The organism is Candidatus Accumulibacter sp. ACC003 (assembly GCF_907163085.1).
In the GTDB taxonomy this organism is placed as follows: Bacteria; Pseudomonadota; Gammaproteobacteria; order Burkholderiales; family Rhodocyclaceae; genus Accumulibacter.
The window spans coordinates 447,787-474,149 of sequence record NZ_CAJQTX010000009.1; the positions used below are offsets into that span (position 1 = coordinate 447,787).

Here is a 26,363-nt window from a genome sequence, read left to right on the forward strand (position 1 = left end):
TATCTTATGTCTTATATAAGACCGTTGCCAGCATTAGCAAACACCTTTATACTGAATACCATTGCTTAGCCGTTGTCGATAGCCTTGTTGCTGCTTCGACTCCCCAGGCGTCAGCATCGTCGCAACCGCACTTCCTAATTTTGGAGAGCCAAATCATGAGCACAAAAGAACAGCAGATCGCCGAACTTGAAAAAGACTGGGCCGAAAACCCCCGCTGGAAGAGCATCAAGCGCGGCTACTCGGCGGCCGATGTGGTCCGCCTGCGTGGTTCCTTCCCGATCGAATACACCGTCGCCAGGCGCGGCGCCGAGAAACTCTGGGATCTGGTCAACAACGAGCCCTTCGTCAATTGTCTGGGTGCGCTGACCGGCGGCCAGGCGATGCAGCAAGTAAAGGCCGGCGTCAAAGCGATCTATCTGTCGGGCTGGCAGGTTGCCGCCGACAACAACTCGTACGCGGCGATGTACCCCGACCAGTCGCTGTACCCCGTCGATTCGGTCCCGAAGGTCGTCGAGCGGATCAACAACTCTTTCCGTCGTGCCGACGAAATCCAGTGCTCGAAAGACATCAACGCGGGCGACAAGGGCTACATCGATTACTTCGCGCCGATCGTTGCCGACGCCGAAGCCGGTTTTGGCGGCGTGCTGAACGCCTTTGAACTGATGAAGGCAATGATCCGCGCCGGTGCTGCCGGCGTGCACTGGGAAGACCAACTGGCGTCGGTCAAGAAGTGCGGCCACATGGGCGGCAAGGTTCTGGTGCCAACGCAGGAAGCCGTCCAGAAGCTGATCGCTGCGCGCTTCGCCGCCGACGTCTGTGGTGTGCCGACGCTGGTTATCGCCCGTACCGACGCCGAAGCGGCAGACCTGCTGACGTCTGACTGCGACGACAACGACAAGCCCTTCGTCACCGGCGAGCGCACGGCGGAAGGCTTCTACAAGACCAACAAAGGTCTCCAGCAGGCAATCTCGCGGGCCGTCGCCTACGCCGACTACGCCGACCTGGTGTGGTGCGAAACGGGCACGCCTGATCTCGAGTTCGCGCGCCAGTTCGCCGAAGCCGTGCATGCCAAGCACCCGGGCAAGATGCTGGCCTACAACTGCTCGCCGTCGTTCAACTGGAAGAAGAACCTCGACGACGCGACCATCGCCAAATTCCAGACGGAGCTTGGCGCGATGGGCTACAAGTACCAGTTCATCACCCTCGCCGGCATCCACAACATGTGGTACCACATGTTCGATCTGGCGCAGGACTACGTCAAACGCGGCATGACCGCTTACGTCGAAAAAGTGCAGGAGCCGGAATTCGCGGCGCGCGACCGCGGCTACAGCTTCGTCTCGCACCAGCAAGAAGTCGGCACCGGCTACTTCGACGACGTCACCACCGTCATCCAGGGCGGTACATCGTCGGTCACCGCGCTGACCGGTTCGACCGAAGAAGAGCAGTTCCACTAAGCGGCCATTTGATCGCCGAAAAGCCGCGCGCTGCGCGGCTTTTTTTATGCTCGGCGCCGTCATCGACGGCTGCCGCTGCAGCAGCCTGAGCGTGATTAAATCAACGCTCCATCGCGATTTTCGGGATTACTCTAGGCCATCAATTAGCTGCCACGAAGGCACGATGATGCGCCATCGCTACCCGCTCCACGTCCACATCTCGACGCTCTTTCTGACGATGATTCTGCTCGTCTGCGGCGTCCTGACGGCGATCAGCTACAAGCTCAGCAGCGAACTGCTGGAAGCGGCTGCCGCCGACCGGACGACGCAGATCAGCCGTGAGGCGCAAATCGAGATGCAACGGATCGTCGAACCGGCCGAGGTAGCGACCACGTTGCTGAGCCTGCAGCAGGTGACGCAAGCGACGTCGCTCAGCGAGCGGCTGCAGTACCTGGAGTTCATGCGCCAGGCGCTCGACAGTTCGTCAGCGCTAACCTCGCTCTATGTCGGCTACGCCAATGGCGACTTCTTCCTGATCGGCCACGTCGGCGATGGTGCCGAAAGCGAGGCGGCCAAAGTTCCAGCTGGCGCGGTCTACGTCGTACAGAGCATCGAGCGAGCCGCTGCCAGGGCGCGCGGACGCTTCATCTACCTCGACGCGACGCTGCGCACGCTGCGTGCGGACGACCGTCCGGATTACGCTGCCACCTACGATCCGCGGCAGCGCGTCTGGTTCACCCAGGCAATGGCCTCGCCGATACTGATCGAAACAGCTCCCTACCTGTTCTTTTCCAGCCGCAAGGTCGGCGTCACGCTCGCCCGGCAGGGCGCTGGCGGGCGAGCCGTGGCCGGCGCCGATATCATGCTGCACAGCCTTGGCCAGCTGCTGGCAAAACAGAAGGCGACGCCGGGCAACGAGCTGGTGATTGTCGATAGCCACGGTTACGCGCTGGCTTACGAGGACGTTTCGCGGTTGGCGCGCCCGGCCGCCGAAGCTGACGGCAAGCCCCATCTGGTCAGGATCGACGCCCTCGGCGTGCCGGTGCTGGTGCCGCTACTGGCGGCCGTCACGGCGCTGCCGGAAAACGGCCACGGGCGACAAGCGCAGACCCTGCGCCTGGACGTCGACGGCCGTGCCTGGCGGGCGTCGATCAGCCCCATCGGCCGCGACGACTCGCCGCTGTACCTGCTTACCGCCGTACCCGAAAACGAGTTGATGGCCGGCGCCCTCGATCTCATGCGGCGTTCGGCGGTCGCCACCCTGCTGGTCCTGCTGTTGACGATTCCCTTTACCTGGCTGCTGGCGCGCAGCATTTCGCGCTCGCTCGGCCACCTGGCCGATGCCGCGGAGAAAATTCGTCACTTCGACTTCTCACAGCCGATCGCCATTGACTCGGCGATCAAGGAAGTCAACCAGCTGTCACTGACCATGGACGCCATGCAGCGAACGATCTGCCGCTTTCTCGGCATCAGCCACGCGGTCGCCGCCGAGCAGAATTTCGATCGACTATTGCCGCGCTTGCTCGCCGAAACTCTGTCGGCATCCGAAGCGTGCGCCGGCGTGCTCTATCTGGCCGAGGGAACAAAGCTGCACGCCGCGGCGGCGCTGAGCAGTAGCGGCACCGACCTGAGCGGCCAGCTGTCAGCGATCGACGTCGCGAATGCCGGGCCGCTGCTCGGTGCGGCGCTCGCCGATGGCGTCGCGCGCGCTGGGCGTTTGCAGCCGCAAGACCTGGCGCTGCTCGCCGACGCCACGGCTGGCTTTGCTGATGCCCGCGACGCCATCGCCGTGCCGCTGCTCAATCGCCAGGCCGAACTGGTCGGCGCCATGCTCCTCCTGTGCCAAACGCCGAGCGACGACGCCCGCCTGAGTTTTGTCAAAGCCTTTTCGGGGTCGGCAGCGGTGTCGCTCGAAAGCAAGGCGCTGATCAAGGCGCAGAAAGACCTTTTCGAGGCCTTCATTCAGTTGATCGCCGCGGCGATCGACGCCAAGAGCCCCTACACCGGCGGCCATTGCGCGCGCGTCCCGGAACTGGCCAAGATGCTCGCGCGTGCCGCTTGCGACGACGACAGCGGCGCCTACCGGGACTTTCAGCTCAGCGTCGATGACTGGGAAGCGCTGCACGTCGCCGCCTGGCTGCACGACTGCGGCAAGGTCACCACTCCCGAATACGTGGTGGACAAGGCGACCAAGCTGGAAACCATTCATGACCGCATCCACGAAGTGCGGATGCGCTTCGAGGTGCTCAAGCGTGATGCCGAGATCAGCTGCCTGCAGGCGATCATCAGTGGCCACGACCAAGCGCCGGTGCGCGCCCGGCTGGCCGCCGAGCTGCGGCAGATCGACGACGACTTCGCCTTCGTCGCGGCGTGTAACGAAGGCGGCGAATTCATGGCCCCGGCAAGCATCGATCGCCTCACGGCGATCGCCGGACGAAGCTGGTGGCGCACGCTCGACGACCGTATCGGCATCTCGCACGAGGAAAAGCAGCGCAAGGCGCAAACGGCCGCCGCGACCTTGCCCGTCGTCGAGGCGCTGCTCGCCGACAAGCCCGAACACCTCTTGCCGCGGCGCCCGCAAGATAGCTTGTCGTCAGACAATCCCTGGGGATTTCGCATGGCCGTCCCGGCGCAGCTCTACAACCGCGGCGAACTCTACAACCTGGCCGTTGCACGCGGCACGCTGTCGGCCGAGGAGCGCTACAAGATCAACGAGCACATCGTGCAGACGCTGATCATGCTGGCCCAACTCCCGTTTCCGAAACATCTCCGGCAAGTTCCCGAAATTGCCGGCGGCCACCATGAAAAGATGGATGGCAGCGGCTACCCGCGCGGCCTGACGCGTACGCAAATGAGCCCGCTGGCGAGGATGATGGCGATCGCCGACATTTTCGAAGCGCTGACCGCGATCGACCGCCCGTACAAGAAAGGCAAGACCCTGTCCGAGGCCATCGCCATCATGTCGCGGATGCAACAAGAGCAGCACATCGACGGCGAACTCTTTGCCCTCTTCCTGCGCTCCGGGGTCTATCTCGACTACGCCCAGCGCTTCATGCAACCCGAACAGATCGACCCGGCAAACGTCGACGTCGATCGCCTGCTCGAAGGCGTTCACCATCCGCCGCCCGTGACCTGACACGCTGGCGAGTCACCGCCAGCCGCGTCGGCCGCCGCTCACCCGACGATCCAACCGCCGCCTGCCGTCAGCAGGCAGCGGCGGGCGGCGGCTGCCCGGCGATCGCGGCGTCCGCTGCCCGGCGACGACTGTCAGCTTTCTTTACAGCCGCGCCCGAATCATCGACCGCATCAAGATAAACGCAAGCGCTGAGAGCGCTAAGCCCATGATTAAATAAACTCCCTTTATTCGTAGGCACAATCTTTGCTAGTATTCAATCAACTTGCCTGGCGCGCTCCCTTGGCGGCGCTACCGGGGTCGCCACGCCGGGCCGCCAGCGGTAACCGCCGGCAGCCATTCAACCGCTTTCTGCAGGACTCTTTCGAATGAACAACTTCTCCCTCGCGCAGCCGCCCCGGCCAGCAATCGGCATCGACCGCCCGCCCACCTCGTTTCCGAGCCGCGTGCTTGAGCATTTGCCACCGCACCCGGCAAGCGAGAACGCGGCGGCGCCAGCGGCCATGCCGCACGCCGCCGAACAACCGGGGCAGCCGCTGGACTGTCATTCGCTCGCCAACGACTCCTCCGATTCGGTCACTTCAATGAACACAAAAACATGCGTCAAGTGCAAGCAAGAAAAGTCGGTAGTCGATTTCCACAAGAACTCGCGCAGCACCGATGGCCTGCACTCCTATTGCAAGGAGTGCAATCGGGCGCAAGCCCTGGCGCACATCAAGGCCGAGAAAGCCAGGAAAGCGCTGCTGCGAGCGGCCAAGAAAGCGGCCGCCGACGCATGATCAGCAGGCCAGGTAGCGGCGCGCCAGGGCCAGACCCGCGCTCAGCCGTCGCCCAGCCCCCAGTACGTCCGATCGCCAAAGGTGCTCTTCAGCTGGTCGATAAACAGCCGTACCCGCAGCGGCAAGTGCCGGCGCTGCGGGAATACCGCATAGATGCCTACTGGTGGCGCCGCATAGTCGTCGAGTAGCGAGCACAAGCGACCACTGCGCAGGTCTTCACCGACCTCCCAGACCGACCGCCACGCCAGACCCTTGCCGGCCAGCGCCCATTCGTGCAGGACCGCGCCATCGTTACACTCGAAAGTCCCCGACACCTTGCGCTGCAGCACTTCACCCGCGACCGCGTCGCGCAGCGCCCAGCCCCCTTGTTGATCGAGCGACAAACAGTCGTGCGTGGACAGGTCAGCAGGTATCAGCGGCACGCCGTGCCGCGCCAGGTAGGCCGGACTGGCGACGACCACTCGGCGCATCTCGCCCAACTTGCTGCTGACCAGACTCGAATCGGCCATTTCGCCGATACGCACCGCACAGTCGACGCTTTCCTTGAGCAGGTCTACGACGCGATCGCTCAGATCGAGGCGAACGCTGACGTCGGGATTGGCCTCCATGAATGCCGCCACCTGCGGCGCTACATGACGACGCCCGAAACCGGCCGGAGCGGACACCCTCAGATGACCGCTGGCGCGGATGCCACCGAGCGACACCGCCGCCTCGGCGTTCGCCAGGTCATTGAGGATCCGCTGGCAGTCCTCGAGGAAGGCTTGCCCTTCGAAGCTCAGCGACAGCTTGCGCGTCGTTCGCAGCAGCAACTTGACGCCGAGACGAGCCTCCAGCGCGTCAAGCCGGCGGCCGATCACCGCCGGCGTGACGGTTTCGAGCCTGGCCGCCGCCGACAGACTGCCACGCGTCGCCGAATCGACGAAGGCACGGATTTGCTTGAGGTGATCCATCGTCTCGATTACATACCAGAAGTAAAAGATACTTTGATTTTAATCGCTCTTATCTTCTACGGCCGCATTGAATATAATCTTGCATCGCAGCATAAACCTTAGCCAGGAGCCACCGCATGAGCCTCAATCTGCCCGCCGGGATGGAAATCACCGCCCCCATCCAGCCTGCTTACGAATCGATTCTAACCGCCGACGCGCTGGCTCTGGTGGCCAAACTGCACCGTGCCTTCGAAGGTGTTCGACAGGAGTTGCTGCAGGCGCGCACCGACCGTCAAGCGGCAATCGACGCCGGCGAGATGCCCGACTTCCTGCCCGAAACCAGGAACATTCGTGAAGGTGACTGGCGCGTTGCCCCGCTGCCCAAAGCGCTCGAGCGTCGCCGCAGCGAAATCACCGGCCCGGTCGAAGCCAAAATGGTGATCAACGCCTTCAACTCGGGCGCCGACTCGTACATGGCTGACTTCGAGGACTCGAACAGCCCGAAGTGGGACAACCAGATTCAGGGCCAGGTCAACCTCTACAAGGCAATCCGGCGCGAGCTGTCGTTCGTCAACGAAGCGGGCAAGGAGTACCGGTTGAACGACCAGGTCGCGACCCTGCAAATCCGTCCGCGCGGCTGGCACCTCGACGAAAAGCACGTGACCGTCGACGGCCGGCGCGTTTCCGGCGGCATCTTCGACTTCGCGCTGGTCTTCTTCCACAACGCCCGCGAGCAGGTCGCGCGTGGCGCCGGCCCGTTCTACTATCTACCGAAGATGGAGTCGCATCTCGAAGCGCGGCTGTGGAACGACATCTTCGTAATGGCCCAGGAGCACATCGGGCTGCCGCAGGGAACGATCAAGGCGACGGTGCTGGTCGAAACGATTCTGGCGACCTTCGAGATGGAAGAGATTCTCTACGAACTCCGTGAGCATTCGGCCGGGCTCAACGCCGGGCGCTGGGATTACATCTTTTCGTGCATCAAGAAGTTCAAGAAGAACCCCGACTTCTGCCTCGCCAACCGCGCGGCGATCACCATGGAAGTCCCGTTCATGCGCAGCTATGCGCTGCAACTCGTCAAGATCTGCCATTCGCGCGGTGCGCCGGCAATGGGCGGCATGAGCGCGCTGATCCCGATCAAGAACGACCCCAAGGCCAATGAAAAAGCGCTGGCCGGAATCCGTCACGACAAGGCGCGCGACGCCAATGACGGCTTTGACGGTGGCTGGGTCGCGCACCCGGGCCTGGTCTCGATCGCTGCCGAGGAGTTCCAGAAAGTGCTCGGCGACCGCCCGAACCAGTGGGACAAGCAACGCCACGAGGTCTTCACGGCCGCTGACTTCCTCGACTTCCAACCCTCGCAACCGATCACCGAAGCCGGCGTGCGCAACAACATCAACGTCGGCATTCACTACCTCGGCAGCTGGCTGACCGGCAATGGCTGCGTGCCGATCCACAACCTGATGGAAGACGCGGCGACCGCGGAAATCTCGCGCTCGCAGGTCTGGCAATGGGTGATCTCGCCAAAAGGCGTTCTCGACGACGGCCGCAAGGTCACCGCCGAAATGGTGCGCGGGATGATCGCCGAAGAACTCGCCAAGGTGAAAGCAGCGGTCAGCGCGCAGGGCGAAGACACCGCCACCTATGATCAAGCGGCGGAGATTTTCGACAAGATGTCGCTGACCCCGGACTATCCCGAGTTCCTGACACTGCCGTTGTACGAAGCAATGGACTGAGGCGGCGCTGAATTCGGCCACGGCAACGACTGCCCGTGGCCGGCACAGCGTTCGAGGCGCCAGGCGGGATACGCCGGGCGCCTTTCGTCGTTCTGCGCTCCCGCCGCGGTTCGCGCGGCAGTCTTCACTGAGCATTTGTGCGAAAATGCGCAGCTTCCGGTGCGCCCTCGCCTGACCGGCGTAGTGCCCCACAGTCGCCCGCGGCCGGCCGCCAAGCCAGGTTTGTGCGGGCCACGCCAGACAGCAAGGATCGCCCCGCCTTATGCCTGACCTCGCTTCGCCGACCTTCTGGCTCGCTGTCCTGCAAATCATCGCCATCGACATTCTGCTCGGCGGCGACAACGCCGTAGTCATTGCCCTGGCCTGCCGCAAGTTGCCCGAAGCGCAGCGCAACAAGGGAATTTTTTGGGGCGTCGTCGGCGCCATCGCGCTGCGCGTCGTGCTGATCTATTTCGCCCTGCAGCTGCTGGCGGTTGTTTACCTGAAGATCATCGGTGGCCTGCTGCTCTTCTGGATCGGCATCAAACTGGTCATCCCTGAACAAGAAGATGCGCACGGCAAGGTCGTCGGCAGCGCCTCGCTGGCGGGAGCCATCAAGACGATCATCGTCGCCGACGCCGTGATGAGCGTCGACAACGTCATCGCCGTGGCCGCCGCCTCGCACGGCTCGATCATTCTGGTCGTCTTCGGAATCGCCGTGTCGATTCCGATTGTCGTCTGGGGCAGCAAACTGGTCCTGGCTCTGATGGATCGATTCCCGATCGTGATCACCGCTGGTGGTGCACTGCTCGGCTGGATCGGCGGCGGCATGCTGCTCACCGACCCGGCGCTGCCGGCGGCCTGGCGCGAGATCGTCCCACATGGCCACTACCTGGCGTCGGCACTCGGTGCGCTGCTGGTCATTGCCGTCGGAAAATGGCTGGCCAGCCGGCAGCTCCGAGCGCAGCGCAGCGTCAGCACCGCCCGGGCGGCGAACGAACAAGCATTGAGCGAAGGAGAACAGCAATGAAACCGCATTGGTTAATCCCCGTCGACGGCTCGCCAGCCGCTCTGCGCGCCGTTGATCACGTCGTCCGCGACCCGGTGACCAGCGCCGTCGTCGCCAGGATTAGTCTGCTGAACGTGCAGCCACCACTACCCTCCGACGTCACCCGTTTTGTCAGCAGCAGCGTCGTCCAGGACTACCATCGCGAGACCGCCAACGCCGCCCTGGCCGACGCTCGCAGCAAGCTGGAGGCGGCCGGAATCGCGTACGCACCGCATATCGTCGTCGGCGACGTCGCCCAGACCATCGCCGACTTCGCCCGCGAGCAAGCTTGCACGCTGATCATCATGGGGTCGCGTGGCCTCGGCTCGGTGCGCGGCATCCTGCTCGGCTCGATAACCACCAAGGTCGTTCATCTGACCGAGCTACCGGTAATGGTCGTGAAATAAGGCGCTCGTCAGACGGCGCCCGCTGCCCGAGCAGCGCGACGAAGGCGACTACTCGCTACAGGACGTAGCGCGACAGGTCCTCGTTCTTGGCCAGCTCGACGAGACGACCGTCGACGTAGCCGGCATCGATGGCCAGCCGCTCCGCCCCCCCCTGTCCAGCCGAGAAGGAGACCTCTTCAAGCAGTCGCTCCATGACCGTGTACAAGCGCCGCGCACCAATGTTCTCGGTCCTTTCGTTGACCGACCAGGCGATCTCGGCCAGACGGCGGACGCCATCGGCGGCGAAGGCCAGGGTCACGCCCTCGGTGCTCAGCAAAGCTTCATATTGCTTGGTCAGGCAGGCGTCGGTCTGCGTCAGAATGCATTCGAAGTCGGCCACAGACAACGAATCGAGTTCGACGCGAATCGGAAAACGACCCTGCAACTCCGGGATCAGGTCCGACGGTTTCGCCAGGTGGAAGGCGCCGCTGGCAATGAACAGCACATGATCGGTACGAATCATCCCGTACTTGGTCGACACCGTCGTCCCTTCAACCAGTGGCAGCAAGTCACGCTGCACGCCCTGGCGCGAGACGTCGACGCCGTGCGTCTCGCTGCGTGAAGCGATCTTGTCAATTTCGTCGAGAAAGACGATGCCGTTCTGCTCGAGGTTACGCACCGCCTCGAGCTTGACCTCCTCGTCGTTGACCAGCTTCGCCGCCTCCTCGTCGATCAGCAAGCGGCGCGCATCGGAAATCTTGAGTTTGCGCGCTTTCTTGCGACCGCCACCGATGTTCTGGAACATGCCCTGAATCTGCGAGGTCAGCTCCTCCATTCCCGGCGGCGCGAAGATCTCGGCCTGCATCGACGGTGCCGCGACCTCGATCTCGATTTCCTTGTCGTCCAGCCCCCCTTCGCGCAGCTTCTTGCGGAATTTTTGCCGCGTCGAGCCGTCTTCGCTCGGCTGGCCGTCATTGAACGAAGCGCCGCGCGCGGGCGGCAGCAGAGCGTCGAGTACGCGCTCTTCGGCGGCGTCCTGGGCGCGCTCGCGAACGCTCGTCATCGCCTGCTCGCGGCCACTCTTGACGGCAATCTCGGCGAGATCGCGGATGATCGTTTCGACGTCGCGACCGACATAGCCGACCTCGGTAAACTTGCTCGCTTCGACCTTGATGAACGGCGCGTTGGCCAGCCGCGCCAGGCGGCGCGCGATTTCGGTCTTGCCAACGCCGGTCGGGCCGATCATCAGGATGTTCTTCGGCGTTATCTCCTGACGCAGGGGCTCGGCCACCTGCGCGCGTCGCCAGCGGTTACGCAGCGCGATCGCCACGGCCTTCTTGGCTTTGCCCTGGCCCACGATGTGTTTGTCCAGTTCGGATACGATTTCCTGCGGGGTCATGGACGACATGGCTACTCAAGTACCTCGATGGTCAAGTTCTGATTGGTGTAAATGCACAGCTCGCTGGCAATCAGCAGCGACTTGCGGACGATCTCGGCAGGATCGAGTTCGCTGTTTTCCAGCAGCGCGCGTGCGGCCGAGTGGGCAAAAGCGCCGCCCGAGCCAATCGCCACGATCCCGTATTCGGGCTCGACGACATCGCCATTGCCGGTAATGATCAGCGAATTGTCACGGTCGGCGACCGCCAGCATGGCCTCCAGCCGGCGCAGTGCGCGATCGCTGCGCCAATCCTTGGCGAGTTCTACCGCCGAGCGCAGGAGATTACCCTGGTGCTTGTCGAGCTTGGCTTCGAAACGCTCGAACAGGGTAAAGGCATCGGCGGTGCCGCCGGCAAAGCCAGCGAGAATCGCCCCCTGATGAATACGTCGAACCTTGCGTGCGCTGGCCTTGATCACCAGATTGCCGAGCGTTACCTGACCGTCGCCGGCCATCGCCACGCACGCGCCCCGGCGAACGGACAAAATCGTCGTCCCGTGGTACTGATCCATCGAGCACTCCTGTTATTGGTCTAGTTTCTGGCAAGCTCGATGTCGGCCACGGCGCGCAGCCCGACGACGCGAAACAACTCGGCAAGCAGGTGGTTGGGGTGACGGACGACGATCTGCCGACCCGTCCGCTTGACCACCGACAGCACGTTCAGCAAGGCGCCGGCGCTGAGGAAGTCCATGCGCGTCAGCGTCGAACAATCGACCACTACCGGATCGTTGGCCGCGGCGTAAGCCGCCAGATCGCCAAAACGTACGCCCTTGATTTCACCTTTGATGACATAGGCTTCGGTCAGCAACTGGTCGGCAGCCGCCAGCACCAGCGGCGATGGTTCGGCTTCCGCGACGCGATCAAATTCCCACGACGGTGGCGAAATTTCGAAGGTCACCGCATAGTTGATCGCCATTTCCTCGAAAATCTCAAACTGCCCACGCAGCTGACACAGTTCGAGGTTCAGCAACCAACAAGCACGGCCGTCGGACCGGGCAGCCGCGATCTGACTATCCAGGAGCACCGCCAGGTGATCGCGGCCGCGCAGCTCAATCTCTCCTTTACTCCTGCGGGCGTTCTGCAGGACGGCCAGAAGACGCTCACAGCCACCAGCGTCAAGCTTGCGCACTTTCGACAGATCAAGGCGAAGATGCGGGTTCTTCTTGAGCGCCGCCCGGACAACTTCGAATCCGGCATCGTTGTCGCCGGTCAACTCGCCCTTGAAGAGGACCGTCCCGACGACCTTGGCCTGAACGGCGACGGGCGCAGCAAGGTCGCGCCAGATCGGCGGCGATTTCTCGAAAGAGCGTGCGTAGTCGACGGCCAGCGCCTCGAACGCCGCTTTCTGGCCGGTCACTCGGAAGAGGTCGAAAAGCATCAACCAGAAGCGCTCGCCAGAACCCAAGCCGTTCTCGCGCGCCGACCGTTCCAACACCGTTCGCGCCACGTCGTCCTGGCCGTTGGCAAAAAGCATCGCCGCCTCTTCGGCCGCAGCGTCGATCGGGTCGGCTTCGGCTTCGAGCTGGAACTCGGCAGCCAGCTCGCTGAAAACGAACTCGCTGAGTTCCAGCGGCGGGCCTTCGGTTTGGGTCACCGGCGAGGAGAACGTCGCGTCCGAGCGGACGAAAACACCTACCGGCACCGATGACGACGGCTTCGGTGTTTCGTCTGCGGCATCCGAAGCAAGGCCGCGCGCGTCGTTCGGTCGCGGCACCGCTGCTGGCCGGGCAACCATTTTCTTTTCCGGCGGCTGCTTCTTGAAAAACGAAAAAACCATGGCTGGGCAGAGTAGCGAGCGTGGCCTGACGACAAAATCATCTTGTAACACATCGTCCGCTGCACTGCAATTTCAATCCCGGCGAATCGCGGTATCTGGCGGCACGGTCTAGCGTCGGCACCGCCGCCAAACTCGCGCAAGGCGAAGCAATCGGCCAGAGAGCATCGGCAGAACGCCCGGAGCAAGCCGCAGCGGCTAGCGGTCATGGCCATTCGCGCCCCCCGACCCTGGCACTTCGCGCGGCAGCGAACAGCAAGCTTCGTGAGTCGCGGCGGCGACCAGGCGTAAGGTTTTCAGCGCGCCGGACGACCATCGGTCAAACAACCTTCAGGAGAAAGCAATGCCTTCCGCCAGTAGATGGCCAACAGCAGTCGCGGCGCTGAGCCTACTTGGCCTGGCCGGGCCGTCATCGGCGGCGCAGATCGCGACTTGCGCCAAGCACAGTCCAGCGCATCGCGTCGCGCTGGTCGAGCTGTACACTTCGGAAGGCTGCAGTAGCTGCCCGCCGGCAGATCGCTGGTTGGCTGAACTGTCGCAGCGCTTTTCGGACGAACAACTGCTGGCCTTGTCTCTACACGTCGATTACTGGGATGACATCGGCTGGCGCGATCCTTTCGCGCAGCCGCGCTTCGCCGAACGTCAGCGATGGCTGAGCAATCTGGCGGCAGCCAGCACGATTTACACGCCCGAGGTCTTTACCGGCATGAAAGAAACTCGCGACTGGCACCAGCAGGCGCCTTTTTCCAAGCGCGTCGAGGCCATAAACCGCTTGCCGGCGGCGGCCGACATCGCTCTGCAGATGCAGTCGGCGGGCGACTCTGCGCTGGATCTCGAAGCACGCTTCACGCTGCGCGACCGGCCTCCTTCGGCGCCGACGGCAGAAGCGATCGTGGTGATTTACGAAGACGCGCTGCGCAGCGAAGTTCGTGCCGGCGAGAACCGCGGCGTCAGCCTGCAGCACGAACGCGTGGTGCGCTTCTGGTCTACGCCGATTGCGCTGAACGCGCCAACCGGGCAGACGGTCTGGCGGCAAACGCTGACGCTCCCGGCCAACTGGCGGCGCGAGCGTCTGCGTCTGGCGGCATTTGTTCAGGACCGGCGAGCGGGCGAGGTACTGCAGGCGCTGGCGATAGCCGACTGCGCCTGGCAACAGCCCGCCACTCAAATCAACGGTTAATTTTTTTATGGAGAAAGCAATGGATCGTCGTCAATCACTGAAATGGCTGGGCGGCCTGTCGGCCTTGATTCTGCCGGTTGCCGCCAGCGGCCCCAGTTGGGCCAGCGGGGCCAGCGCCGACGCTGGCAAGGGACTGCAGAAGTCGAAGGCCGAATGGGCCACCTTGCTGCCGCTGCCGGCTTACCGTGTCCTCTTCGAGGAAGATACCGAGCGCGCTGGCAGCAGCCCGCTGAACCAGGAGAAGCGTGACGGTTCCTTCGTCTGCGCCGCCTGCTACCTGCCGCTGTTCGACAGCTCGGCCAAATACGAGAGTGGTACCGGCTGGCCCAGCTTCTGGCAGCCTCTGCCGGCGGCGGTGGCGACCAAGATCGACTTCAAGATCATCTATCCGCGCACCGAGTACCACTGCGCGCGCTGCGGCGGACATCAGGGCCATATCTTCAATGACGGCCCCAAGCCGACGGGCAAACGCTATTGCAACAACGGCCTGGCGCTGCTCTTCGTGCCGCGCGACGAGAAGTTGCCGGAGCTGCGGGCATGAGCGGGCGCCTGCCGCTCGCCGGGCTCGCTGCCCTCGGCCCCTTGCTGCTGCTACTCGGCGCTGACGCCAGCGCTGCCGAACTGCCCGCGGCCAAAACAGCCGCCAGCAGCAGCGCGATTTTTGCGGCTGGCTGTTTCTGGTGCAGCGAGGCCGATTTCGAGAAAGTGCCGGGCGTTACGGCCGTCGAGTCCGGCTATACCGCTGGCCAGACGCTCAACCCGACGTACGAACAAGTCAGTTCGGGAAGCACCGGCCACACCGAGGCGGTGCGCGTCTTCTACGACCCGCAAAAAATCAGCTACGGACAACTCGTCGAATACTTCTGGCGGCACAGCGATCCGACCGCCAGGAACCGGCAGTTCTGCGACGTCGGCAGCCAGTACCGCAGCGGCATCTACTGGCAGAGCGAGAACGAACGCAAGGTCGTCGAAAGCAGCCGCGACGCCCTTCTGGCCAGCGGCAAGCTGCCGCGCATCGAGACCGAAATCGCCGCCGCAACGACCTTCTACCCGGCTGAAGAGTACCACCAGGACTACTACAAGAAGAATCCCATCCGTTACGCCTACTACCGTAGCGGCTGCGGCCGCGACCAGCGGATCGAGAAGATCTGGGGAAGCCACTAAGGCGCGTCGCTGGCGAGGCCGCCGGCGACCGCCGCCAGACGCTCAATCAACCTGGCAGAGCAGGCCCTTGAGGTATTCACCCTCGCTGAAATGCAACGCCACCGGATGGTCTGGCGGCGCCGCCAGGCGACGCAGGATGCGGGCGTCGCAGCCGGCGGAGACGGCGGCGTCGGCAACGATCTCCTGGAAGTGCTCGCGGCGGATGCCGCCCGAGCACGAATAGCTCATCAGCAATCCACCCGGATTGAGCAGGCGAAAGCCGAAGACGTTGATGTCGCGGTAGGCGCGGGCAGCCGCCTCGGCGTGCGCGCCCGAAGGCGCGAACTTGGGCGGATCAAGAATGATCAGATCGAAACGCCGAGCATCGCTCTTGAGCGCTCGCAAGGCGCTGAAGACGTCGTCCTCACGCCACTCGGCACGCGTCGCATCGAGCTGCGGGTTGAGCAACAGGTTGTCGGCGGCGGTGCGCAGCGCCGGCGCCGACGAGTCGATTGAGAGCACGCTGGTGGCGCCGCCCGCCAGCGCCTGCAGCGAAAAACCACCGGTGTAGCAAAAACAGTTGAGCGTCGCCCGACCGGCGGCCAGCTCGCGGGTCAGCAAACGATTGTCGCGCTGATCGAGATAGAAACCCGTCTTGTGGCCGGCTACGATATCGACCTTGAGGCGGATACCGTTTTCGCCGATCACCAGCGCTTCATCCGCCGCTTCGCCGAGCAGCCAGCCGCTCACCGGCTCAAGGCCTTCGAGCCGGCGCACGTCGGAATCCGAACGCTCGTAGATGCGCGCACAGCCCGTCGCCTGCTGCAGTGCCGCGACGATCGCCCGGCGCCACTTGTCGGCACCGGTGGCCGTCAACTGCAGCACCACCGTGTCGCCGTAGCGATCGGCGATCAACCCTGGCAGCCCGTCGGACTCGCCATGAATCAGCCGCAAGCCGTCGTGACCGCGCAATTCGGGCAAATCCTGCCGACGTTGTACCGCCGCCTGAATCCGCCGCTTGAAAAAGACGTCGTCGATTATTTCGTCGGCGTCGAAGCTCCAGACGCGCGCGCGGATCTTCGATTGCGGGCTCCACGCCGCTTTTGCCAGCGGCCGACCGTTGGCGGCAACGACCTCGACGGTGTCGCCCGGGCGTGCGCGACCGCGCAAACCATCGACCGACGCCGCAAAAATCCACGGGTGACGACGGGCAAGCGAGCGATCCTTGCCCGGCAGAAGAACGAGTTGAGCCATGCTGGGTATCCGGTAGCCGGCGTCGCCGCCAGCGTCAATGGTGAGCGGCGCAGTGTACCAGTGTCCGCCGCGTACGCGACGCCGCTCGGCATCGACCGCGGCGGCCGCCACTTGCCCAGCAGATCGCCCGGCGATCAAGCGCTGCCGAGCTTTTTGAGCGCCATCAACGAATGCTCCGGCGCGATGCCCCGACAATCGAACGCCGTACGCCGACCGTCACCGCTGGAGCCCTGATGAAACGCCTGACCTTGCTGTTCATCCCGGTTTACTCGCCGGGCCGGCGGCCGCCACGCCCGCAGCCGGACTCGCTGCCATCGGTGAGATTGGGCAGTTGAACGGCCAGGCACTGGCCTGCGGCCAGATGGACATCGTCAAACCGGTGAAAGAACTGGTCATTGAGCACGCGCCGAAAACGCGTAGCTACGGCGAGCGCTTCGAAGAACCGACCAATAGCGCTTTTCTGGCGCAAGGCAATGGCCAGCAGGCGTGCCCGACAGCCGAGGACTTCGCCAGCCAATTGCGCGCGCTGTCGAAGCGCTCGCAGCTTGCCCTGCCAGCGCCGCCGCCAGCGGCCAGGTAATGCAGCGGCCGCTCAAGAAGCTGCTCGTCGCTTTGCTGGCAAGCGGCCTGGCGCTGCCGACGACAGCCAGCGATGGCGTCGCTGACCAGCAGGCCAGCGCCACCGCGGCGACACCGCGCAACGGCCGCTACCTGCTGATCGACGCCAATGACCGCGCAGTCAGCAACGGGAACTTCCCGGGAAGGCTTCAGCTGCTGACCTTTGGCTACACGCCTGTCCGACGACGCTGGCTGAAATGGCCCTGGCCATCAACAGCCTCGGCGACGACGCCGACCGCGTGCAAGCCCTCTTCGTCACCGTCGATCCCGAACGCGACACGGCCAGTGTGCTGCGCAGCTACGCCGCCTTCTTCGCCCCCGGATCATCAGCCTGAGCGGTTCGCCGGCACTCGTCCGAAGAGCCGCCGACGACTTCCAGGTGCGCTATGAGAAGCTTCGCGAACCAGGTTCGCCGGCCGAACAGTATGCCGTCGACCACTCGGCCGGGATGTACCTGCTCGGCCCCAATGGCCGCTATCTGCGGAAGTTCGCTTACGCCATGCCGCCGGCCGAGATCACCGAGCGAATCCGCGAACTGATCGCTCAGAGCCGTTACCGGCCGGGCGCCCGGCCAGCGCCGCCGCTGGGCGAGGACTCAGCTGCGCCGCATCGATTTCCCACGTTCACCTGGAGGACCGCTCATGAGATCCGCTTCGCTTGTCCTGATCTTGCTCCGACGCCAAGCGCCAGCGCAGCCGAAACACTGTCCTGCCCGCAGCTGACGACGGCGCTGCAGGTCGGCAACTGCCCCGACGAGAACGAACTGCAATACACCTTCACCGGCTACTGCAGCGACGACTGGCGGCATAGCACAGCCTCAAGGAGAAGCACCAAAAAGCAACGCGGCGCCTACTTTTGGTAGGCGCCGCGCGTTGTTAAAGGTACCGACAGTCAGGTCCTGGGTTTGGCCGGAGTGCTCGTCACCGTCTCGCCATCCTTGGCCTTATCAGCCGAGCAGGCGACAGCAGTTGCACTTGATAGCGCCAGCGCCAAGGCCATCAGGCCAGCGTTCAGCTTCCTCATACGCATCTCCTTGTAACTCAGCCCTCATTGGCACAGTGAATGTAAGCCCAAACTTTCGCGAAAACAAGCCCAAGATAAACAGGGTTTCTCAGCACAATTTGACGACGATGTCGTCCAGCGCATTGGCCGCGTCGGCGACCCGGTCAGCGGCGTTGGACATGTGCCTATAGGTCTCACGCCGCTTGAACATGTTCAGGTAGTTGTCGCCCTGAAAAAGTTCGACGATCGCTCGCCGATACGCTTTCTCGACCGTCCGCTCGGCTTTCCGTGCGGCGGCGGCGTCGACGCCAGAAGCGGCCGGATCGGTCGCCAGACGGGCGAAACCTCTGGCCAGCGCGTCAGTGCCTTCGCGCAGGTGCAGCGCCATTTCCAGGCTGAACTTGTCGGGCTGCAGACCGAGAACGTCCATCTCGACAACCGTTGATTTGCAGTAGTTGACGATGTCGTCGAGGGTCATGATCGCGCGATGGATGTCCTCGCGGTCAATCGGTGTCGAAAAGGCTTCGGCGAGAATCCCGAGGTTGCTGGCCTTGATGCGGTCGGCCTGATGCTCGTCGGCGCGAACTTTCTGGCTGACCGCCACGTCGCCGGTCTCCATGAATTCGACCAACAGACGGGTGGTTTCCGCGGCGTTGGCGCTCTGTTCGGAGAGCATGCCGAAGAAGTCGGCAACAGTCGGGAAGACGCGCTCGTACAGGCGACGGAAAATGGGCTGGTTGGCTTTGATGGTCTTCCATGGTTCATCTCCTCAGTTGTGCTGACCGAGCATGACTCGGGTAACGGCGTAAATAACGATTGACGTGAGCGCCGACGCCGGGATGGTGATCACCCAGGTCTTGGCGATCTCCTTGGCCTTCTTCCAGCGGACGGCACGCGGGCGCTCGGAATAGCCGATGCCCATGATCGAGGTGGCGACGACGTGCGTGGTAGACACCGGCGCCCCGATCATCGACGCGGTGAAAATCAGCAGCGCTGAAGTCAGCTGCGAATCGAAAGCGTGGAGCGGCCGCACCCGATAGATGGCGAAACCCAGCGTGCGGACGATGCGCCAGCCGCCGGACATGATCCCCAGGGTAATCGCCGTCGCACACGCCAGAATGACCCAGAATGGCACTTCGAAGGTCGGAATGAAACCACCCAGCAGCAGCACCAGGGTCAGCATGCCCATGCTCTTCTGTGCGTCGTTGGCGCCGTGCGAGAAGGCCAGGCCGGCGGCGGTGACAAACTGCATCTTGCGCAGCGTGGCGTTGGCCGTCGGCCTGGCGCCGGCCAGCAGCCTGCGGCCGAGGCGGTGTATGCCGAAACCGACCCAGAAACCGAGCAGTGGCGAGACGAACAGTGCCAGCAGGACCTTCATCACGCCGGTCATCTTGCCTTGGGTCATCAACTCATGGAAGCCCCAGATGACGTGCTCGGAGCCGACTGCCGCAACGACCGCTCCGGCCAGTCCGCCGACCAGCGCATGCGACGACGACGAGGGAATGCCGAGCCACCAGGTCGCCAGGTTCCAGACGATGGCGCCGAGCAGACCACAGAACATGATCAACACCGCAAGCTGTGGATCGACATCATTCAGGTTGACGAACTTGCCGATGGTGTTGGCGACCGCCGTACCGCCGAGCATGGGCCCGAGGAACTCGAAGAAACCGACGATCAAGACGGCCTGCACCGGCGTCATCGCCCGCGACGCGATGACCGTCGCGACAATGTTCGCCGCATCGTGGAAGCCGTTGGTATAGTCAAAAATAAGGACGACGACCACCGTGGCGGCGGCCATCCAGAACAAAGTATCCATACGCACCCCTCTTGTAAAAAAGGCCTCTGCGGGCCTCTACTTGTAAAAAGTTTGCGGATTATGCACGAAAATGAAACTTTGCACACGTTCTGTTAGCATTCTCACCACCGTTTGCGTTTCTTAAGGACAAATCATGCGCCTGGATCATCAGAACGAAAGCGACAACGTCGAGGATCGACGCAGCGGCGGCATCGGACGCGGCAGCGTCGGTATCGGTACGCTGCTCGTCGCGCTGGCCGCGAGTTACTTCTTCGGGATCGACCCCGCGCTGATTCTCGGCCTCGCATCGGCACCCGGCAGCACTTCGTCAGCCGCTTCGCCGGCGCAGCGGCCGCCGGCCAACGATCAGATGGCGAGCTTTGTCAGCAAGGTCCTCGGCAGCACCGAAAGCACCTGGCAGGCGATTTTTCACGACGCCGGAAAGCGCTACCAGGAACCCAAGCTGGTACTGTTTACCGGCTCCACGCCGACCGCCTGCGGTAGCGGGCAGTCGGCGATGGGCCCTTTCTACTGCCCGTCCGATCGCAAGGTGTATATCGACCTGGCCTTCTACCGCGACCTCAAGGAACGCTTTCACGCACCCGGCGAGTTCGCCCAGGCTTACGTGATCGCCCACGAGGTCGGCCACCACGTTCAGAACCTGCTCGGCATCTCGGACAAGGTGCGCGCCGCACAGCAGCGTAGCGGCCAGCAGCCGGCGGCCAACGCGCTGTCGGTAAGAATGGAATTGCAGGCCGACTGTTTTGCTGGCGTTTGGGGTCATCGCGCCGACCGCCTGCAGCAGATCGTCGAAGCGGGCGAGATCGAGCAAGCGCTGACCGCCGCCGCGGCGATCGGCGACGACCGCCTGCAACGGCAGACGCAGGGACAGATCGTGCCGGAGTCCTTCACACACGGCACGTCGCGGCAGCGCGTCCGCTGGTTCAAGCGGGGCATGGACAGCGGCGACGTCCGCCAGTGCGATACCTTCAGCGCCGCGTCGCTATAAGGCCGCGACGATGAACAAGGTCAAATCGAGTTTCAGCTCGCTGTCGGCTGCTGCGCTGCTCGGCGCGCTGCTCGGCATCTTGCCGCCGGCATCGGCATACGCCGCACTGCCCAGGGCGGCCAGCGTTCCAGGCGGCGTCGCGCTGCTGTCGCTCGGCCCGGTGATCGCCGACGCTGAGCGGCCGCGCGCCTGGCTCGGCGAGCAGCAGGTGCTGATCGTCGACGACGATGGTCAGTGGGTTGCGGTCGTCGGCCTGGCGCTGGAGACGCTTCCCGGCAGCCAGCAACTGCGTGTGCAGATGGCGGACGAAACGCGTTTTCAAGCGTTCGACGTCAAGGCCAAGGACTATCCGGAACAGCGCATCACCATCAAGGACAGCAGCAAGGTCGAACTCTCGGCTAGCGATCTGGCGCGCGTCACGAGCGAATTGGCGACCATCCAGCGGCTGAAGCGCCATTGGCGCGACGCCGCCGACACCGACGTCGCCTTCATGCTGCCGGCGCAGGGCCGGCAAACCGGGCGCTTTGGCGTGCGCCGCTTCTTCAACGGCGAGGCGCGCTCAGCGCACGCCGGATTCGACATCGCAGCCGCCCGCGGCACCGCCGTCCGGGCCAGCGCCAGTGGTCAGGTGCTGGCGGTCGACGATTACTTCTTCAACGGCAAGACGGTTTTTGTCGATCACGGTAACGGTCTGATCAGCATGTACTGCCATCTCGAGCGCAGCACCGTCCAGGCGGGCGACGCAATCGCCAAAGGCCAGGGTCTCGGCTTTTCCGGAATGAGCGGCCGCGCCACCGGCCCGCACCTGCACTGGAGCGTGATTCTCAACGGCGCCATGGTCGACCCCGAGCTGTTCATCGCCACAGCAGGCAAGACGCGCTGACCGGGGCGAGCCGCCACGCCAGCGTCGCCCGGTCAATCGGCGGGCGGCGTCTTGTTGCGCTCACCGACGTGGCGCACGGCGTTGGCCCGATACGGGCAATCCGGCTTGCTGCATTCGGCGTAGAGATAGAGCGCGTGTTCGCGAATGATGAAGCCACGCTCCTGCGCCACCCGCGTTTGCCGGCGCTCGATCTCGGCGTCGTAGAATTCTTCGACGCGCCCGCAATCGATACACACCAGGTGATCGTGGTGCTGCCCGGCACTCAACTCGAAAACGGCCTTGCCGGATTCGAAATAGTGGCGCTCGAGAAGACCGGCCTGTTCAAACTGGGTGAGAACGCGATAAACGGTCGCCAGCCCAACGTCGAGGTTTTCGGCGAGCAGCAGCCGATAGACATCCTCTGCCGTCAGGTGGCGAACCTCGGTCTTCTCGAACAAGGCGAGAATCTTGAGACGCGGCAGAGTGGCTTTCAGCCCCATGCTCTTGAGGTCGTCGGAGTTGCTCATCGGCTTACCTTACCGTGAAGATCGCGTGCGCGACTCACAAATGTCCCTTCTCGTCGCTGGCGACGAGAAGGGGGTGAGACGGGAAATTCAGAGCACATGCGCCCTGCCCGTCGAACGATTCCGGCGTGCACGCCGGAATGCGCGCTGCAAGTGGTGGGAGACTCTCATGGCTTCCATGATCGAGGGTGTCTCGACAGGTCACGACCGTCAGGCGGCAAAGGGCGTGGTTTTTTTCGGTTATGATATACCGTCGCCTGCGCTTGTGATGAACGGAAGCCAGAATGCCGTCACCGCCAATGTCGATCCGGCTGCCGGCGCGGGCTTCCTGTTGGGCAACGCTCGCCTCTATTGATCACTTACCACCATTTGACGAGAACATGATCTTCCCGCGATTCGCCACGACCGCTCTGGTCGTCTGCACGCTTTCCGCCTGCTCGACGGTGCCGCATATCATCAACGAGTACCGGATCGACGTGCAGCAAGGAAACGTGCTGACTCAGGAGATGGTTGCGCAGTTGCGTCCGGGGCTCAGCAAGGATCAGGTGCGCTTCATTCTCGGCACGCCGGTACTGATCGATATGTTTCACACCAACCGCTGGGATTACTTCTACTGGCTGAAGAAGGGCAACACGACAAAGGTCGAGACGCGCCGGTTTTCGGCCTTTTTTGACAACGACGACAAGCTGCTGCGGGTTACCGGCGACGTCGCTCCCGCCGGACCGACCGACGGCGAGGCGGCGCCGCAGACGCGGATCCGGGAAATCGATCTGAGCTCGCTACCGGCGGATGCCGACGTCAGTATGCCCCCAGCAGACGACAAGGGGTTTTTCGGCAACATCATGGACAGCGTGGGCCTGTGAAATGAACTCATTGAGGATAGCGATCGCCGGCGCCGGCGGCCGCATGGGACGAATGCTCGTCGAAGCGACGCTGAACGATGCGCATGCGACACTGACCGCAGCGCTCGATCAGGCCGACGCCGCCGTACTCGGCAAGGACGCCGGCGAGATGGTCGGCACGCCCTGCGGCGTACGCGTCAGCAGCGATAGCGAGGCGGCGATTGCGCAAGCAAGCTGCCTGATCGATTTCACCCGGCCGGAAGGCACGCTCCAGCACCTCGAAATCTGCCGCCGACACGGCACGGCGATCGTCATCGGCACCACCGGCTTCGACGCCCATGGCAAGGAGGCGATTGCGGCGGCCGCGCAGCATATCCCGGTGGTCTTTGCGCCGAACATGAGCGTCGGCGTCAACGTCGTTTTCAAACTACTCGACGTCGCCGCCCGGATCATGGATCAGGGCTACGATGTCGAGGTCGTCGAAGCGCACCACCGGCACAAGATCGACGCCCCATCGGGAACCGCCCTGCGGATGGGTGAAGTCGTCGCGCAAGCGCTCGGCCGCGATCTCGAACAATGCGCAATCTACGGTCGCCAGGGCGTCACCGGCGAGCGGCAGCCGTCGACCATCGGCTTTGCCACCATCCGCGGCGGCGATATCGTCGGCGATCACAATGTGCTGTTCTGCGGTCTTGGTGAGCGTGTCGAGATCGGCCACAAGGCCAGCAGTCGGATGCCCTATGCCCTGGGCAGCCTGCGCGCCGCCCATTTTCTGGCGGGCAAGCCATACGGCCTGTTCGACATGCAGGACGTCCTCGGCCTGCGTTGACGGCGGTCGATCTACCGAGAGCGGCAAGCGTGCCGATGAAGAACTCGCACCTGACCAGTAAGCTCGAGAAGGTACTTGGCGCCGATCCTGAGGGTCGTCTGGAAGAACTGCTGAGCGCGCTCGCCGGGCAGGCTCCCGAACTGGCGGTGGCCGTCACTGGCGTTCTCGAAACGTCCGAAAATCTGCTTGCCAAGTATGGCCGCTTGTTCACCGTGCAAGCCGAGCTCTCGGGTGACGCTTTTTCCGATTGGCATCTTGGCCGCGGGCGCATCGAGTCCGGTCGTGGCTGGAAAAAACTTCTCGGCTATGCTGAAGACGAACTTGCCGACAGCGTCGCGGCCTGGTGCAAGCTTGCTCACGCCGACGATCTGCGAGCGTTCAACGCCGTTGTTGCCGTGCACGCGCAGGCCAAATCGCCGCTTTTCCAGTGCATGTGCCGGATGCGTACCAAGGCCGGTCACTGGCAATGGCTGCTGCTGAAAGGTCGCATCATCGCCCGCGATGAACAAGGCCAACCTTTGCGTTTGCTGCTGCTGCAGCGCGACATCACCGACTTCAAGGACGCCGAGCAAGCGGCTCTGGTCGCCAAGGAAGTGGCCGAAAGGGCCAACCAGGCACGCGGCACTTTCCTGGCCAACATGAGCCACGAGATCCGTACGCCGATGAATGGCATCATCGGCATGACCGACCTGGCGCTCGACACGCAACTCGATGCCGAGCAGCGGCACTATCTGCGAACGGTCAAATCCTCGGCCGAGTCGCTGTTGGCGATCGTCAATGACATCCTCGACTTCTCCAAGATCGAAGCCGGCAAGCTGCACTTTGAAAAACTGCCGTTCGCCTTGTCGAGCGTGGTATTCGACGCCGCCCGCGCGCAGGCGGTGATGGCTCACAAAAAAGGCCTGGAAGTCGTTGTCACGGTGGCCCAGGACGCCCCCGCCAAAGTGATAGGCGACCCGGCGCGACTCCGTCAGGTACTCGCCAATCTCGTCGGCAATGCGATCAAGTTCACCGCCAGTGGCGAAATCGAGGTGGCGGTGTCGCTCGATGGCTATGCGGGCGAATCGGCGCTCGTCCGTTTTGCCGTTCGTGATACCGGCATTGGCATCCCGGCGGCGCGGCAGAAAGCAATTTTCGAGGCATTTTCACAAGCTGACGATTCGACCACGCGGCGCTTCGGCGGCACCGGGCTGGGCCTGACAATCTGTGGGCACCTGATTCAGATGATGAACGGCCGGCTGTGGCTGGAGAGCATTGAAGGTAAGGGTTCTTGCTTCTCCTTTACAGCTCGCTTCGGCGTCGATTCGAGCAGCGCAGCCGCCCCCCCGGCCGCCCAGTTCGCCGGCCAGCGCGCACTCCTTCTCGAGCACCATCCGGCCGTCGCCGCACAGCTCAAGGGGCTACTCGCGCAAGCCGGCATCGAGGCCACCGCGATCAAGGATGCCCAGGCGGCGCTGCCGACGATCGAGAAATCACGAAGGCTTGGCTTTCCGTACGACTACGTGCTGGTCGACGCGCTGATGCCGGCACCCGGAGGCATGGCCCTGGCCGAGTCGTGGCAGGGCCGCGCCGGCCACGAAAAGTTGATCGTACTGCTTACCACCGAGCAGCAGCGGCAAGACCTCGAACGTCTACGCCAGCTCAAGGTCGGCACCCATCTGGTCAAACCGATCGCCCCTGACGATCTACTGGCGGCGTTGCTGCTGGTCTCTGGCGGCGCCGAGCAGGCGACGCTGATGCTGGCGCCTTTCGACTTCGAAATACCGAAAGCGACGAGCAACTCGCGCCGTATCGAAGCCTTGCTCGTTGAAGACAACCCGGTCAACCAGGAGTTGGCCAAGCGGCTGCTGGAGAAACGTGGCTACAAGGTCACCCTGGCCAACAACGGCGCCGAAGCACTTGAGTGCTTTGAACGGCAAAGCTTCGATCTGATCCTGATGGACATGCAGATGCCGGTGATGGGCGGCATCGAGGCGACCGAATCGATACGCGCCCGCGAGATGCGGCGCAGCTGGGTCGTCTCCCACGGATTCAAAGCGGTGAGCATCATCGCCATGACCGCAAATGCCATGGAAGGCGACCGCGAGCGCTGCCTGGACGCGGGCATGAACGATTACGTGACCAAACCGATCAGACCACAAGAGCTGTACGCGACCATCGATCGCTGCCTGGCGGATGGCGACGGCGACGAGCCGGCGCCGCCCGCGCCGGAACCCGAGCTCACGACCACTTCGCTCGACCTGGCGGCGGCAGCTCGCGACCTGGGTGATCGCGAGCTGGTGCTGACCATGGCCGGCATGCTGCTCGCCGAATGGGAGCAACATCTGACACGGATCAAATCGAGTGTGCAGGACCGCGACGCAGCGCAATTGGCGATGGCCGCGCACACCCTGAAGAGCCTGCTCGCCATGTTTCACGCCGAGCGCGCGCGACGGCTGGCGCTCGATCTCGAGCTGGCCGCCGGCCAGTCGTCCAGCGAAGCGCTTGATTGGTCGCGTTGCGCGCGACTGGCCGAGGCACTGTCCGAGGAAATGTCTCGTCTGAAGCCCGAAATGGAGCTCTTCGTGCGTGGCGGCGCGACCGCCCAGCGCGACGCTGCAGCGCTGGACAAGGCGCCGCGCCGCCCGGCAAACGCTCGCCGCGGGGCGTAATCAGCATCAGTGACGCCCAAAG

The 26,363-nt window shown here is 63.6% G+C and carries 24 protein-coding genes and 1 pseudogene; 17 read left to right on the forward strand and 8 right to left on the reverse strand.

Going from position 1 to position 26,363, the window contains the following annotated elements; all coding sequences use genetic code 11:
- Positions 1 to 155: 155 nt before the first annotated feature.
- From aceA to QZ656_RS20475, 3 genes are all read left to right on the forward strand, one after another.
- Positions 156 to 1,454 carry an isocitrate lyase gene (aceA, locus tag QZ656_RS20465; protein ID WP_291995115.1) on the forward strand — a complete coding sequence of 433 codons (1,299 nt, stop codon included), beginning with the start codon at positions 156 to 158 and terminating at the stop codon, positions 1,452 to 1,454.
- 163 nt (positions 1,455 to 1,617) lie between these two features.
- The gene (locus QZ656_RS20470; RefSeq protein WP_291995116.1) at positions 1,618 to 4,569 is read left to right on the forward strand and encodes an HD domain-containing phosphohydrolase; all 2,952 of its coding nucleotides are present in this window, start codon (positions 1,618 to 1,620) and stop codon (positions 4,567 to 4,569) included.
- Between the two features lie 365 nt (positions 4,570 to 4,934).
- Positions 4,935 to 5,345 (forward strand): hypothetical protein, encoded by a 411-nt coding sequence (locus tag QZ656_RS20475; RefSeq protein WP_291995117.1) that lies wholly within the window; start codon positions 4,935 to 4,937, stop codon positions 5,343 to 5,345.
- Positions 5,346 to 5,386: 41 nt separating this feature from the next.
- Here the strand turns inward: QZ656_RS20475 and QZ656_RS20480 are convergent, their stop codons facing one another.
- Positions 5,387 to 6,295 carry a LysR family transcriptional regulator gene (locus QZ656_RS20480; protein ID WP_291995118.1) on the reverse strand — a complete coding sequence of 303 codons (909 nt, stop codon included), beginning with the start codon at positions 6,293 to 6,295 and terminating at the stop codon, positions 5,387 to 5,389.
- A 116-nt stretch (positions 6,296 to 6,411) separates the two neighbouring features.
- Here QZ656_RS20480 and aceB point away from each other — a divergent pair, with 116 nt between their 5' ends.
- The 3 genes from aceB to QZ656_RS20495 all read left to right on the forward strand — a co-directional run bounded on the left by aceB (position 6,412) and on the right by QZ656_RS20495 (position 9,444).
- Positions 6,412 to 8,010, forward strand: coding sequence for a malate synthase A (aceB, locus tag QZ656_RS20485; protein ID WP_291995119.1), 1,599 nt, complete (start codon positions 6,412 to 6,414; stop codon positions 8,008 to 8,010).
- A gap of 262 nt (positions 8,011 to 8,272) precedes the next feature.
- Positions 8,273 to 9,019, forward strand: coding sequence for a TerC family protein (locus QZ656_RS20490; RefSeq protein ID WP_291995120.1), 747 nt, complete (start codon positions 8,273 to 8,275; stop codon positions 9,017 to 9,019).
- On the forward strand, positions 9,016 to 9,444 hold the full coding sequence (locus QZ656_RS20495; protein ID WP_291995121.1) for a universal stress protein: 429 nt from the start codon (positions 9,016 to 9,018) through the stop codon (positions 9,442 to 9,444). The genes QZ656_RS20490 and QZ656_RS20495 overlap by 4 nt, the downstream gene beginning before the upstream one ends.
- 55 nt (positions 9,445 to 9,499) lie before the next feature.
- Here QZ656_RS20495 and hslU read toward each other — a convergent pair whose 3' ends face one another.
- Genes hslU through QZ656_RS20510 form a run of 3 tightly spaced genes read right to left on the reverse strand, consistent with a single transcriptional unit; the run spans position 9,500 to position 12,686 of the window.
- Entirely contained in the window at positions 9,500 to 10,831 is a 1,332-nt protein-coding gene (hslU, locus tag QZ656_RS20500; RefSeq protein ID WP_291995122.1) for an ATP-dependent protease ATPase subunit HslU, read from the reverse strand.
- A gap of 2 nt (positions 10,832 to 10,833) precedes the next feature.
- On the reverse strand, positions 10,834 to 11,370 hold the full coding sequence (gene hslV, locus QZ656_RS20505) for an ATP-dependent protease subunit HslV (protein WP_291995123.1): 537 nt from the start codon (positions 11,368 to 11,370) through the stop codon (positions 10,834 to 10,836).
- A gap of 20 nt (positions 11,371 to 11,390) precedes the next feature.
- Complete coding sequence (locus tag QZ656_RS20510; RefSeq protein ID WP_291995124.1) at positions 11,391 to 12,686, reverse strand: STAS domain-containing protein; 1,296 nt, start codon at positions 12,684 to 12,686, stop codon at positions 11,391 to 11,393.
- Between the two features lie 289 nt (positions 12,687 to 12,975).
- On the opposite strand from QZ656_RS20510, the gene QZ656_RS20515 reads away from it, so the two are divergent.
- The 3 genes from QZ656_RS20515 to msrA are packed head-to-tail and all read left to right on the forward strand — an operon-like array spanning position 12,976 to position 14,976.
- On the forward strand, positions 12,976 to 13,812 hold the full coding sequence (locus tag QZ656_RS20515) for a thioredoxin family protein (RefSeq protein ID WP_291995125.1): 837 nt from the start codon (positions 12,976 to 12,978) through the stop codon (positions 13,810 to 13,812).
- Between the two features lie 19 nt (positions 13,813 to 13,831).
- Positions 13,832 to 14,353: a peptide-methionine (R)-S-oxide reductase MsrB gene (gene msrB, locus QZ656_RS20520; protein ID WP_291995126.1), complete on the forward strand. Its 522-nt coding sequence runs from the start codon at positions 13,832 to 13,834 to the stop codon at positions 14,351 to 14,353.
- On the forward strand, positions 14,350 to 14,976 hold the full coding sequence (msrA, locus tag QZ656_RS20525; protein WP_291995127.1) for a peptide-methionine (S)-S-oxide reductase MsrA: 627 nt from the start codon (positions 14,350 to 14,352) through the stop codon (positions 14,974 to 14,976). The genes msrB and msrA overlap by 4 nt, the downstream gene beginning before the upstream one ends.
- A 42-nt stretch (positions 14,977 to 15,018) precedes the next feature.
- Here msrA and QZ656_RS20530 read toward each other — a convergent pair whose 3' ends face one another.
- Positions 15,019 to 16,209 (reverse strand): class I SAM-dependent rRNA methyltransferase, encoded by a 1,191-nt coding sequence (locus QZ656_RS20530; RefSeq protein WP_291995128.1) that lies wholly within the window; start codon positions 16,207 to 16,209, stop codon positions 15,019 to 15,021.
- Between the two features lie 331 nt (positions 16,210 to 16,540).
- Between QZ656_RS20530 and QZ656_RS20535 the strand changes: the two genes are divergently transcribed.
- Both QZ656_RS20535 and QZ656_RS20540 read left to right on the forward strand, forming a co-directional pair.
- Positions 16,541 to 16,789, forward strand: a complete 249-nt coding sequence (locus QZ656_RS20535; protein WP_291995129.1) for a hypothetical protein — start codon at positions 16,541 to 16,543, stop codon at positions 16,787 to 16,789.
- A gap of 235 nt (positions 16,790 to 17,024) precedes the next feature.
- Positions 17,025 to 17,689 (forward strand): annotated as a pseudogene (locus tag QZ656_RS20540) (SCO family protein).
- A 249-nt stretch (positions 17,690 to 17,938) separates the two neighbouring features.
- Here the strand turns inward: QZ656_RS20540 and QZ656_RS20545 are convergent.
- Together QZ656_RS20545 and QZ656_RS20550 are read right to left on the reverse strand one after the other, a co-directional pair.
- The gene (locus QZ656_RS20545) at positions 17,939 to 18,577 is read right to left on the reverse strand and encodes a DUF47 family protein (protein ID WP_291995274.1); all 639 of its coding nucleotides are present in this window, start codon (positions 18,575 to 18,577) and stop codon (positions 17,939 to 17,941) included.
- Between the two features lie 21 nt (positions 18,578 to 18,598).
- Positions 18,599 to 19,645, reverse strand: a complete 1,047-nt coding sequence (locus QZ656_RS20550; protein ID WP_291995130.1) for an inorganic phosphate transporter — start codon at positions 19,643 to 19,645, stop codon at positions 18,599 to 18,601.
- A gap of 133 nt (positions 19,646 to 19,778) precedes the next feature.
- On the opposite strand from QZ656_RS20550, the gene QZ656_RS20555 reads away from it, so the two are divergent.
- Together QZ656_RS20555 and QZ656_RS20560 are read left to right on the forward strand one after the other, a co-directional pair.
- Complete coding sequence (locus tag QZ656_RS20555) at positions 19,779 to 20,633, forward strand: neutral zinc metallopeptidase (protein ID WP_291995131.1); 855 nt, start codon at positions 19,779 to 19,781, stop codon at positions 20,631 to 20,633.
- 10 nt (positions 20,634 to 20,643) lie between these two features.
- Positions 20,644 to 21,516 (forward strand): M23 family metallopeptidase, encoded by an 873-nt coding sequence (locus QZ656_RS20560; protein WP_291995132.1) that lies wholly within the window; start codon positions 20,644 to 20,646, stop codon positions 21,514 to 21,516.
- Positions 21,517 to 21,548: 32 nt separating this feature from the next.
- Here the strand turns inward: QZ656_RS20560 and fur are convergent, their stop codons facing one another.
- Positions 21,549 to 22,022, reverse strand: coding sequence for a ferric iron uptake transcriptional regulator (gene fur, locus QZ656_RS20565; RefSeq protein WP_291995133.1), 474 nt, complete (start codon positions 22,020 to 22,022; stop codon positions 21,549 to 21,551).
- Between the two features lie 166 nt (positions 22,023 to 22,188).
- Here fur and QZ656_RS20570 point away from each other — a divergent pair, with 166 nt between their 5' ends.
- The 4 genes from QZ656_RS20570 to QZ656_RS20585 are packed head-to-tail and all read left to right on the forward strand — an operon-like array spanning position 22,189 to position 26,341.
- Positions 22,189 to 22,374, forward strand: a complete 186-nt coding sequence (locus QZ656_RS20570) for a hypothetical protein (protein ID WP_291995134.1) — start codon at positions 22,189 to 22,191, stop codon at positions 22,372 to 22,374.
- Positions 22,319 to 22,882 carry an outer membrane protein assembly factor BamE gene (bamE, locus tag QZ656_RS20575; RefSeq protein ID WP_291995135.1) on the forward strand — a complete coding sequence of 188 codons (564 nt, stop codon included), beginning with the start codon at positions 22,319 to 22,321 and terminating at the stop codon, positions 22,880 to 22,882. Before QZ656_RS20570 ends, bamE begins: the two co-directional genes overlap by 56 nt.
- 1 nt (position 22,883) lies before the next feature.
- Positions 22,884 to 23,690 carry a 4-hydroxy-tetrahydrodipicolinate reductase gene (gene dapB, locus QZ656_RS20580; RefSeq protein WP_291995136.1) on the forward strand — a complete coding sequence of 269 codons (807 nt, stop codon included), beginning with the start codon at positions 22,884 to 22,886 and terminating at the stop codon, positions 23,688 to 23,690.
- Positions 23,691 to 23,725: 35 nt separating this feature from the next.
- A complete protein-coding gene (locus QZ656_RS20585; RefSeq protein WP_291995137.1) occupies positions 23,726 to 26,341 on the forward strand; it encodes a response regulator in 2,616 nt (871 codons plus the stop codon).
- The last annotated feature ends 22 nt before the right edge of the window (positions 26,342 to 26,363 follow it).

Coding starts and splice junctions, on each gene's coding strand:
- aceA (WP_291995115.1), top strand. CDS start 156: ATGAGCACAAAAGAACAGCAGATCGCCGAACTTGAAAAAGACTGGGCC.
- QZ656_RS20470 (WP_291995116.1), top strand. CDS start 1,618: ATGATGCGCCATCGCTACCCGCTCCACGTCCACATCTCGACGCTCTTT.
- QZ656_RS20475 (WP_291995117.1), top strand. CDS start 4,935: ATGAACAACTTCTCCCTCGCGCAGCCGCCCCGGCCAGCAATCGGCATC.
- QZ656_RS20480 (WP_291995118.1), bottom strand. CDS start 6,295: ATGGATCACCTCAAGCAAATCCGTGCCTTCGTCGATTCGGCGACGCGT.
- aceB (WP_291995119.1), top strand. CDS start 6,412: ATGAGCCTCAATCTGCCCGCCGGGATGGAAATCACCGCCCCCATCCAG.
- QZ656_RS20490 (WP_291995120.1), top strand. CDS start 8,273: ATGCCTGACCTCGCTTCGCCGACCTTCTGGCTCGCTGTCCTGCAAATC.
- QZ656_RS20495 (WP_291995121.1), top strand. CDS start 9,016: ATGAAACCGCATTGGTTAATCCCCGTCGACGGCTCGCCAGCCGCTCTG.
- hslU (WP_291995122.1), bottom strand. CDS start 10,831: ATGTCGTCCATGACCCCGCAGGAAATCGTATCCGAACTGGACAAACAC.
- hslV (WP_291995123.1), bottom strand. CDS start 11,370: ATGGATCAGTACCACGGGACGACGATTTTGTCCGTTCGCCGGGGCGCG.
- QZ656_RS20515 (WP_291995125.1), top strand. CDS start 12,976: ATGCCTTCCGCCAGTAGATGGCCAACAGCAGTCGCGGCGCTGAGCCTA.
- msrB (WP_291995126.1), top strand. CDS start 13,832: ATGGATCGTCGTCAATCACTGAAATGGCTGGGCGGCCTGTCGGCCTTG.
- msrA (WP_291995127.1), top strand. CDS start 14,350: ATGAGCGGGCGCCTGCCGCTCGCCGGGCTCGCTGCCCTCGGCCCCTTG.
- QZ656_RS20530 (WP_291995128.1), bottom strand. CDS start 16,209: ATGGCTCAACTCGTTCTTCTGCCGGGCAAGGATCGCTCGCTTGCCCGT.
- QZ656_RS20550 (WP_291995130.1), bottom strand. CDS start 19,645: ATGGATACTTTGTTCTGGATGGCCGCCGCCACGGTGGTCGTCGTCCTT.
- QZ656_RS20555 (WP_291995131.1), top strand. CDS start 19,779: ATGCGCCTGGATCATCAGAACGAAAGCGACAACGTCGAGGATCGACGC.
- QZ656_RS20560 (WP_291995132.1), top strand. CDS start 20,644: ATGAACAAGGTCAAATCGAGTTTCAGCTCGCTGTCGGCTGCTGCGCTG.
- fur (WP_291995133.1), bottom strand. CDS start 22,022: ATGAGCAACTCCGACGACCTCAAGAGCATGGGGCTGAAAGCCACTCTG.
- QZ656_RS20570 (WP_291995134.1), top strand. CDS start 22,189: ATGGCTTCCATGATCGAGGGTGTCTCGACAGGTCACGACCGTCAGGCG.
- bamE (WP_291995135.1), top strand. CDS start 22,319: ATGTCGATCCGGCTGCCGGCGCGGGCTTCCTGTTGGGCAACGCTCGCC.
- dapB (WP_291995136.1), top strand. CDS start 22,884: ATGAACTCATTGAGGATAGCGATCGCCGGCGCCGGCGGCCGCATGGGA.
- QZ656_RS20585 (WP_291995137.1), top strand. CDS start 23,726: ATGAAGAACTCGCACCTGACCAGTAAGCTCGAGAAGGTACTTGGCGCC.